The organism is Kitasatospora sp. NPDC028055 (assembly GCF_040637885.1).
In the GTDB taxonomy this organism is placed as follows: domain Bacteria; phylum Actinomycetota; class Actinomycetes; order Streptomycetales; family Streptomycetaceae; genus Kitasatospora.
Genome location: NZ_JBEZXE010000007.1, coordinates 228,952 through 237,212 on the forward strand (window position 1 = coordinate 228,952; position 8,261 = coordinate 237,212).

The window sequence follows — 8,261 nt, forward strand, 5'->3', positions numbered from 1 at the left end:
GGGCCTCAGCCCGTGGTGAGCACCAGCTTGTGCTTGGTGGCCTTCTCGACCGCGTCCGGCGTGTAGGCCCAGGTCAGCAGCTTGCCCTTGAGCCAGAGGTCGGTCTGGTCGTTGTAGTTCTGGTGGAAGGCGTGGCCGGAGGCGCCGCCGACGTTGACCCAGCGCGAGGCGTCCAGGTCGTTCAGGTCGACCACCATCCGCATCGACGGGATCCAGTCCACCTGGTAGCCCGCCGCCGCGTTCCAGCCGGCCGCGTCGACCGCCGCCGAGCCGCCGGAGAGGCGGTACGGGCCGCGGTTGAGCAGCTTGTGGACGAGGCCGGAGGCGATCGAGGAGTTGTCGGTGCCGAGGGTCTGCTCGCGCAGCTCCAGCTTGTGCAGGCGGCCCCAGCTCCAGGTGGAGATGTCCTTGCCGAGCAGCGAGGTCAGGTCCTGCCGGGCGTTCTTCATCGCCTCCTTGAGCAGGTTGTCCAGGCCCTTCTGCTCCTTGTGGTCGGAGTCGATGTACGTCCACCAGGAGCTGTCCGGCTTGTCGAGCTGGGCGCGCACGACCTCGGTCCAGCGGTCGCCGCCGTCCGGCTGGGCCTTGCCCGGGTCGCGGGTGCCGCACTGGGTGACGATCTTGCTGGAGCTGTCCGGCTTGGTCGGGTCGTCCTGCTGGCGCACCAGCAGGCAGTTGTCCTTGGCCCGGATGTCGGCCGGGAACTTCTGCCCGAAGGCCAGGCTGAGCAGGTTGCGCCAGACGCCGTTGTAGTAGGCGGCGGCGGCCGAGTCGGCGTCCTGGTGGAAGTTCCAGTCCTTCAACAGGTCCTGGGCCTCGCGCACGTAGGGGTCGTCGATCCGCTGCTTGAGCAGCAGCGGGACCAGCGTCTTGGCCATGATGCTGGTGTTGTCCAGCTGGAGGGTCTGCATGTCGTCCGGCGAGATCTTGCCGTTGTTCTTGAGCAGGCCCTCGATCTGGTCGGTGATCTCCTTGGCCCGGGTGCCGTACTCCCAGTCCTTGGTGAGGTTGTACTTGTAGCCCTGGTCCACCACGGCCTGGTTGGCGGTGACGATGTAGCCGGACGCCGGGTTGAGGCTGTACGGCAGGGCGGTGAAGGGGACCGGGTCCGGCTTCCACTGGTACGAGGAGTCCCAGCCCGGGGCCGGCATGGAGCCGTCGCCCTTGCCGCGCACCGGGACGACGCCCGGGGCCTGGTAGCCGATGTTCTTGCTGTCGGCGTAGATCAGGTTCTGCGCGGGGACGGCGAAGTCCTTGGCGGCGGCGCGGAACTCGTCCCAGTTCTTCGCCCTGTCGAGCTCGAAGACGGCGTCCATGGTCCTGCCCGGGCTGAGCGCCGTCCACTGCAGGGCGACGCCGTAGCCGCCGGTGCCGCGGTCGGGGGCGGAGCTGCCGTTGGGGGCGTACTTGCCGACGTTCTGCTGCTCGGTGCTCACGTCGGAGATGAGCGGGGCGCCGGTGCGGGTGGTGCGGACGGTGATGGTGCGGTCCTCCCCGCCGGCGACCTTGATGGTCTCCTTGCGGAGGTCGAACTTCTCGTCCTTGCCGTCCACCTGGTAGGTGTCCGGGCCGGTGACCTTCTCCAGGTAGAGGTCGGTCACGTCGGCGCCGAGGTTGGTGAAGCCCCAGGCGACGTCCTTGTTGTGGCCGATCACCACGCCGGGCATGCCGGCGAAGGTGAAGCCGGAGACGTCGAACTGGCAGGCCGGCGAGGCGGTCCGGCAGTGCAGGCCCATCTGGTACCAGACCGAGGGCAGGCCGGGACCGAGGTGCGGGTCGTTGGCCAGCAGCGGCTTGCCGGTGGTGGTGTGCGAGCCGGCGACCACCCAGGAGTTGGAACCGATGCCCTGGCCGGGGCGGCCGAGCAGCTGCGGCATCGCGTCGATCCGGTCGGTGAGGCCCTGCAGCAGCGCCTTGGTGGTGGCCGCGCCCTGGGCGGTGCCGGAACCGGGGGCGGCACCGGCGGGGGCCGAGCCGTCGGCCGGACGGTAGGTGTCGCCGTTGACGGTGCCGGTCTTCACGATCGTGCCGTTGCGGGCGTACGGGTAGTCCGGGTACAGCTCGGCGATCTTGTCCGGGCCGAAGTCCTGGGCCAGCAGCGAGCGGTCGACCTCCTCCTGGAGGTTCCCGGAGAGGTTCCAGGCCATCGCCTTGAGCCAGGCCACCGAGTCGACCGGGGTCCACTGCTCGGGCGTGTAGCCGCTGTTGACCACGCCGAGCATGGCGTACTCCAGCGAGGCCTTCTCCCCGCCGGGGTGCTCGGCGAGCCAGGCGTTCACGCCGTCCGCGTAGGCCTGGAGGTACTTCTTGGTCTCCGGCGAGAGCTTGGTGTCGTACTCCTTCTGCGCCACCTGCCGCCAGCCCATGGTGCGGATGAAGGAGTCGGTGTCGACCTGGCCGTCGCCGAACATCTCGGACAGCCGGCCCGCGGTGATGTGCCGCCGGACGTCCATCTCCCAGAAGCGGTCCTGGGCCTGGACGTAGCCCTGGGCGCGGAACAGGTCCTCGCTGGTGTCCGCGTACAGCTGCGGGATGCCGTTGGCGTCGCGCTTGACGTCGACCGGCGCGCTCAGGCCCGCCACCTTGACCGTGCCGTCCACCTCCGGGAAGGAGGCGCGGACCGCGGTGACCCCGCGGTAGCCGCCGTAGCCGACGCCGGCCACCAGCAGCACGACCAGCACGATCACGATCAGACGGGCGCGCCGGAACTTCTTCGAGCGGGGCATCTGGGTCCTTGCGGTCCTGACTTCGGGGCGGGCGGGCGTGTCCCGGGCCTGGGGCCGTGACAGGGCACCACATTAGGCCGAGTCGGACGACCGGCGTGCACGGGGGACGCTCCCGGCGGGATCGGGGGAGGTCAACGAGCGGCCCGGAAGGGGCTGGTGGGCGCCCTGCGGGCGCTCGCGACGGGCGCGACGAGGGAGGAAGTAGGCAATGAAACTAAAGATATGGCAAAATGTTAGACTGAGTAACGATCCGCAAGAGGAGCATTGACGACTTCTTAACGGGTCGACGGTCCGGCACTGCCCCGGCCCGGCACCACCTGACACCCCGCCCGCCCATGCCTGCCCGAGGTGCCACTGCGTGAACGTCGCCCACCTGAACCAGCTCCTGCTCGAAGCCTCCGTGATCCTGCTCTTCGCAGTGGTCGCCGTCCGGTTCTCGACCCGATCAGGACTGCCCAGTCTGCTGATCTACCTCGGGATCGGCGTGGCGCTGGGCCAGAACGGGATCGGCGTCACCTTCAACAACGCCGAACTGACCCAGGTGCTCGGCTACGCGGCACTCGTGGTGATCCTCGCCGAGGGCGGCCTCAAGACCAGCTGGCGCGAGGTCAGGCCGGCCATGCCGGCGGCCACCGTGCTGGCCACCGTCGGCGTCGGCGTCAGCGTCTTCGTCACCGCGGCCGGCGCGCACTGGCTGGTCGGCCTGGACTGGCGCACCTCACTGCTGCTCGGCGCGATCGTCTCCTCCACCGACGCCGCCGCCGTCTTCTCGGTGCTGCGGATGGTCCCGCTGCCGCACCGGCTCACCGGCCTGCTAGAGGCCGAGTCCGGCTTCAACGACGCGCCCGTGGTCATCCTGGTCGTCGCCTTCGCCTCGACCGGCGAGCTGGACTCCTGGTACGTGCTGCTCGCCACGATCGCCGCCGAACTGGCGATCGGCGCCGCGGTCGGCCTGGCCGTCGGCAAGCTCGGCGCGTTCGCGGTCAAGCACGTCGCCCTGCCGTCCTCCGGCCTGTACCCGATCGCCGTGGTCGCCCTGACCGTGCTCGCCTACGCCGGCGGCGCGCTGCTGCACGGCTCCGGCTTCCTCGCCGTCTACATCAGCGCGGTGATCCTCGGGAACTCCAAGCTGCCGCACGGCCCGGCCGTCCGCGGCTTCGCCGACGGGCTCGCCTGGATCGGGCAGATCGGGATGTTCGTGCTGCTCGGGCTGCTCGCCGCACCCGAGAGCATGGGCGACGCGGTCGTCCCCGCGCTGGTGATCGGCGCGGTGCTGGTCTTCCTGGCCCGGCCGCTGTCCGTGGTGCTCACGCTCACCCCGTTCAAGGTGCCCGCCCGCGAGCAGGCGCTGCTGAGCTGGGCCGGACTGCGCGGGGCGGTGCCCATCGTCCTGGCCACCATCCCGGTGGTCTCCGGGGCGCACAAGGCCGACGACGTGTTCAACATCGTCTTCATCCTGGTCGTGGTCTTCACCCTGCTCCAGGGCCCGACCCTGCCCTGGATGGCCAGGCGGCTGCGGATCGGCGAGGGCGCCATGGGCCAGGACCTCGACATCGAGTCCGCGCCGCTGGAGAAGCTGCACGGGCACCTGCTCTCGGTCACGCTGTCGCCGGCCTCGCGGATGTCCGGCGTGGAGATCAGCGAGCTGCGGCTGCCCAAGGGGGCGGCGGTCACCCTGGTCGTGCGGGACGGCAGCTCCTTCGTGCCGGACAAGGCGACGATGCTGCGCGGCGGGGACGAACTGCTGGTGGTCACCACGGACGAGGTCGGCGAGGCGGCCGAGCGGCGGCTGCGGGCCGTGGACAAGGGCGGCAAGCTGGCGGGGTGGCTGAACGGGCGCTGAGGCGCCGCCGGGGTTGGTGGGGTTGCTCGGGGTTCTCGGGTGGCCGGGGTGGCCGGGGTGGCCGGGGTGGCCGGGGTGGCCGGGGTGGCTGGGGTGACTTGAGTGGCCCGGGGTGCTCGGGCGGCCCCGGTGGCTCGGGTGTTCTGGGTGGTCTGGCGGGATCTACGCGCGTAACTGTATGCTGGTACGACCACGCCGTATGACTACCGTTAGACCACCCCCAGCATCTGCCTGACGCAGAGTTGGCGCGACCGCTCGGCGGCCGCGGCCCGGCCCCGGCCCACCAGGCCCGGCCGGCCCGGTATCTACCCCGGTCGACGCGCGAGAGGACGACTCTCGGCGCCGTCGGGGCCACCCCATGCCCTGCCGCGCTACCAGGCAGCAGGAAGGACCGACCGTGACGGCCCGCCGAACGGTCGAGATCACCGCGGACAGCGCTCCGGACACCGCGGACAGCACCCCGAACAGCGCGACCGCCGACGCCGTGACACCGGCCAAGGTCGGGTACGGCGCGCTGCTGCGCACGCCCGGAGCCTGGACCTTCCTGGCCCCCGCCTTCATCGCGCGACTGCCCTACGCGATGCTCAGCATGGGCATCCTGCTCCTGGTCAAGGACACCCACGGCTCCTACGGCACCGCGGGCACCGTCACGGCCATCGCCGCCGTCGCCCAGGCCCTGATCGGCCCGCAGACCGGACGGCTCGCCGACCGGTACGGGCAGGCCGCCGTCCTCGTCCCGACCGTCGCGGTGCACGCGGCCTCGGTCGGCCTGCTGATCGCGCTGGCGCTCGGCCACGCGCCCGCCTGGAGCCTGTTCCTGGCCGCCGTCCCGGCCGGCGCGAGCGTTCCGCAGATCGGCGCGATGGTCCGGGCCCGCTGGATCGCCACCATCGGCGCCGAGGGCGCGTCCGCCTCCGCCTCGGCCAAGGTGAGCACCGCCTTCGCCTTCGAGTCCGTGACGGACGAGTTCACCTTCGTGATCGGACCGATCCTGGCCGCCAACATCGCCACCTCGGTGAACCCGGCCACCGCCCTGGTCGTCGAGGCCGCGCTGACCTTCGTCGGCGGCCTGGTCTTCGCCGCCCAGCGCCGCACCGCACCCGCCCGGATGACCCCGGAGCCCGGTGTCCGGCGCGCCTCCGCGCTCTCCTCCCCCGGCGTCCGGCTGCTGGCCGGGGTGATCCTCGGGGTCGGGGCCGTCTTCGGCGGCATGCAGGTCTCGGTGAACGCCTTCGCCGACTCGGTCGGCCAGCACGACGCGGCCGGCACCGTGTACGGGATCTTCGCCGGCGGCTCGATGGTCGCGGGCGTGCTCTACGGAGTCATCGCCTGGCGGCGGGCCGTCCAGCAGCGGATGGTGGTCAGCTACGCGCTGCTGGTGGCGGGCTGCTCCACGCTGTGGGCGATGCCCAACCTGGTCACGCTCTCGATCGCCGCGCTGGTCTGCGGCCTGGCCATCGCGCCGACCCTGATCAGCGGCTACACCCTCGTCGAGACCCTGGTCGAGGACGGGGCCAAGACCGAGGCCTTCACCTGGCTGACCGGTGCCATCGGCCTGGGCCTGGCGGTCGGCTCGATGGTGGCCGGGCGCCTGATCGACGGCCACGGGCCGTCCGCCGGCTTCCTGGTGCCGCTGGTCGGCGCCGGGCTGGGGCTGATCGCGCTGGTGTCGCTGCGGCGCCTGCTGGTGGCCCCGAGCGGGGCGAGCCGCGTGGTGGCCTCCTCGGCCGACCTCGGCGGCGCGGGACAGCTGGTCGGTGCCGCGAAGGGCTGAACGCGCGGTCGTCGGTGACTCGGTACCGGCTCATCTCACACCGGATTCGCTGGACTGATCCAACGGAATACCGCATCATTGACCGGTGTTAGCACTCATCAGGCGAGAGTGCCAGGAGGAAGACAAGTGCCCACGTACCAGTACCAGTGCACCGAGTGCGGCAGCGGCCTGGAGGCGGTGCAGAAGTTCACCGACGAGGCGCTGACCACGTGCCCCGAATGCCAGGGACGGCTCCGCAAGGTCTTCTCGGCCGTGGGCGTCGTGTTCAAGGGCTCGGGCTTCTACCGGACCGACAGCCGTTCGTCCTCCAGCAGCTCGGTGGGCGCGGCTTCGTCCGCCGGCTCGTCGACCGGCTCCTCGGCGTCGTCGGGCTCGACCGGCTCGTCGTCCGGCTCTTCGAGCGCGTCGAGCTCGTCCAGCAGCCCGGCTCCGGCCGCCGGCTGACCCCGGTTTCACGGGAAGGCCCGTCGACCCCGCTGCGCGCGGGGACGGCGGGCCTTTTCGCGTGCCGCGGCGGGCCTTTCGCGCGCCGCCGTCAACTTCCGGAATCGAAATAACTCGTGCGGGTGTACGAAGTTATCCACAGGGGCGGGTTTTTCCACAGGCTGTGGGAATCGATTTCCGGAGCGCGGCAAGAACGCGCAAGGTATGGGACACCGAGCAAGACCCGACCGAGTCCGGAGGTGTCCCGATGACGACCACGAGCCTGTCCCTCCCGCTGCCCGCCCCCTCCGTACCGCCCCGGCGGGAGGTGCCGAGCTTCCCACCGATCCGGCGCGGCTGCGGCGGGTGGCACCGCTGGCGCCGGGCCGTCCGGCGGCGGGGCGGGGTGCCCGCGCTGGTGCTGCTCGCGGCGGCCGCGGCACTCGCCTCCGGGCCCGCACGGGCCGGCCTGCCACCGCCCCCGGGCGGCGCCGTGGGCCGTACGGGTTGTCAATCCGGGCTTCCGGAAGATCACCCGTAACCCGGCGACGACTTCGTCGTTCGAGGCGGCATGAAAGGCTTCAAAGAATTCCTGCTGCGTGGAAATGTCGTCGAGCTCGCCGTCGCCGTGGTCATCGGCGCGGCCTTCACCAACATCGTCAACGCCTTCGTCAAGGGCGTGATCAATCCGATCGTCGGCGTGTTCGGGACGAAGGACCTGGCGTCCTACAGTTCCTGCCTCAAGGGGCCCTGTGAGGTGAGCGCCACCGGTGAGGTCACGTCCGGGATCCTCATCTTGTGGGGGTCGGTGCTCAGCGCCGTCCTGCAGTTCCTGATCACCGCCGCCGTCGTCTACTTCGTGCTGATCGTGCCGATGAACCGGATGGCGGCCAAGCGCAAGAGTGTCGCCGAGGTGGCGGCCGAGGCCGAGGCCAAGGAGGTCCAACTGCTGACCGAGATCCGCGACGCGCTGGTCGCGGCGCGCTAGGAAGTCCCTCAGTCGCCGTGGTGCGGCGGGCGCTGGCTCAGGTACCAGTCCAGCCCCCGCCCACCGCCGGCACCCGCCCCGGGGCGATCGCCCCAGCCGGCGTCGGTGTCGTCCCGGGACTGCTGGTCCAGCGGGTCACGGAAGACCAGGCGGGCCTTGGCAGGGGCGGGAGGGGTGGGAGTGGCAGAGGTGGTGGTGGGTGAAGTGGTGGAGGTGGGAGGGATGGAGGAGGCGGAGGGAGAGAGGGGGGAGGGGGAGGGGGAGGGGGAGGGGGAGGGAGGGGCGGGGGTGGCCCCCCGCGTGCGGCCCTGGCCCAGTTCGCGCCCCGGTTCCGGCGCCTGCTCTTGTTCCTGCTCGCTCATCTCGTCCACTCCCCTGCTCACGGTCCGGCCTGTCCTTTCAGCGTAGAAGCCTCGTGAGGCTCCCGGCGACATGCGCCGGGCCCGGGGGGGGGGGGGCCCCCCCCCCCGCCCGGGGGGGCGCGCTGCCGAGCCGGCCTGGACACCG

At 71.3% G+C, this 8,261-nt stretch carries 6 protein-coding genes; 4 read left to right on the plus strand and 2 right to left on the minus strand.

Features of this window, described 5'->3' with window-relative positions; translation table 11 throughout:
* Positions 1–5: 5 nt before the first annotated feature.
* A complete protein-coding gene (locus AB0F71_RS11845; RefSeq protein WP_360231269.1) occupies positions 6–2,726 on the minus strand; it encodes a penicillin acylase family protein in 2,721 nt (906 codons plus the stop codon).
* A 358-nt stretch (positions 2,727–3,084) separates the two neighbouring features.
* Between AB0F71_RS11845 and AB0F71_RS11850 the strand changes: the two genes are divergently transcribed.
* The 4 genes from AB0F71_RS11850 to mscL all read left to right on the plus strand — a co-directional run bounded on the left by AB0F71_RS11850 (position 3,085) and on the right by mscL (position 7,754).
* A complete protein-coding gene (locus AB0F71_RS11850; RefSeq protein ID WP_360231272.1) occupies positions 3,085–4,569 on the plus strand; it encodes a potassium/proton antiporter in 1,485 nt (494 codons plus the stop codon).
* Between the two features lie 484 nt (positions 4,570–5,053).
* Positions 5,054–6,343: an MFS transporter gene (locus AB0F71_RS11855; protein ID WP_360231318.1), complete on the plus strand. Its 1,290-nt coding sequence runs from the start codon at positions 5,054–5,056 to the stop codon at positions 6,341–6,343.
* A 126-nt stretch (positions 6,344–6,469) separates the two neighbouring features.
* Positions 6,470–6,787 (plus strand): FmdB family zinc ribbon protein, encoded by a 318-nt coding sequence (locus AB0F71_RS11860; protein ID WP_360231275.1) that lies wholly within the window; start codon positions 6,470–6,472, stop codon positions 6,785–6,787.
* 550 nt (positions 6,788–7,337) lie between these two features.
* Positions 7,338–7,754, plus strand: a complete 417-nt coding sequence (gene mscL, locus AB0F71_RS11865; RefSeq protein ID WP_360231278.1) for a large conductance mechanosensitive channel protein MscL — start codon at positions 7,338–7,340, stop codon at positions 7,752–7,754.
* 8 nt (positions 7,755–7,762) lie between these two features.
* Here the strand turns inward: mscL and AB0F71_RS11870 are convergent, their stop codons facing one another.
* A complete protein-coding gene (locus AB0F71_RS11870; protein ID WP_360231280.1) occupies positions 7,763–8,137 on the minus strand; it encodes a hypothetical protein in 375 nt (124 codons plus the stop codon).
* Positions 8,138–8,261: the final 124 nt, after the last annotated feature.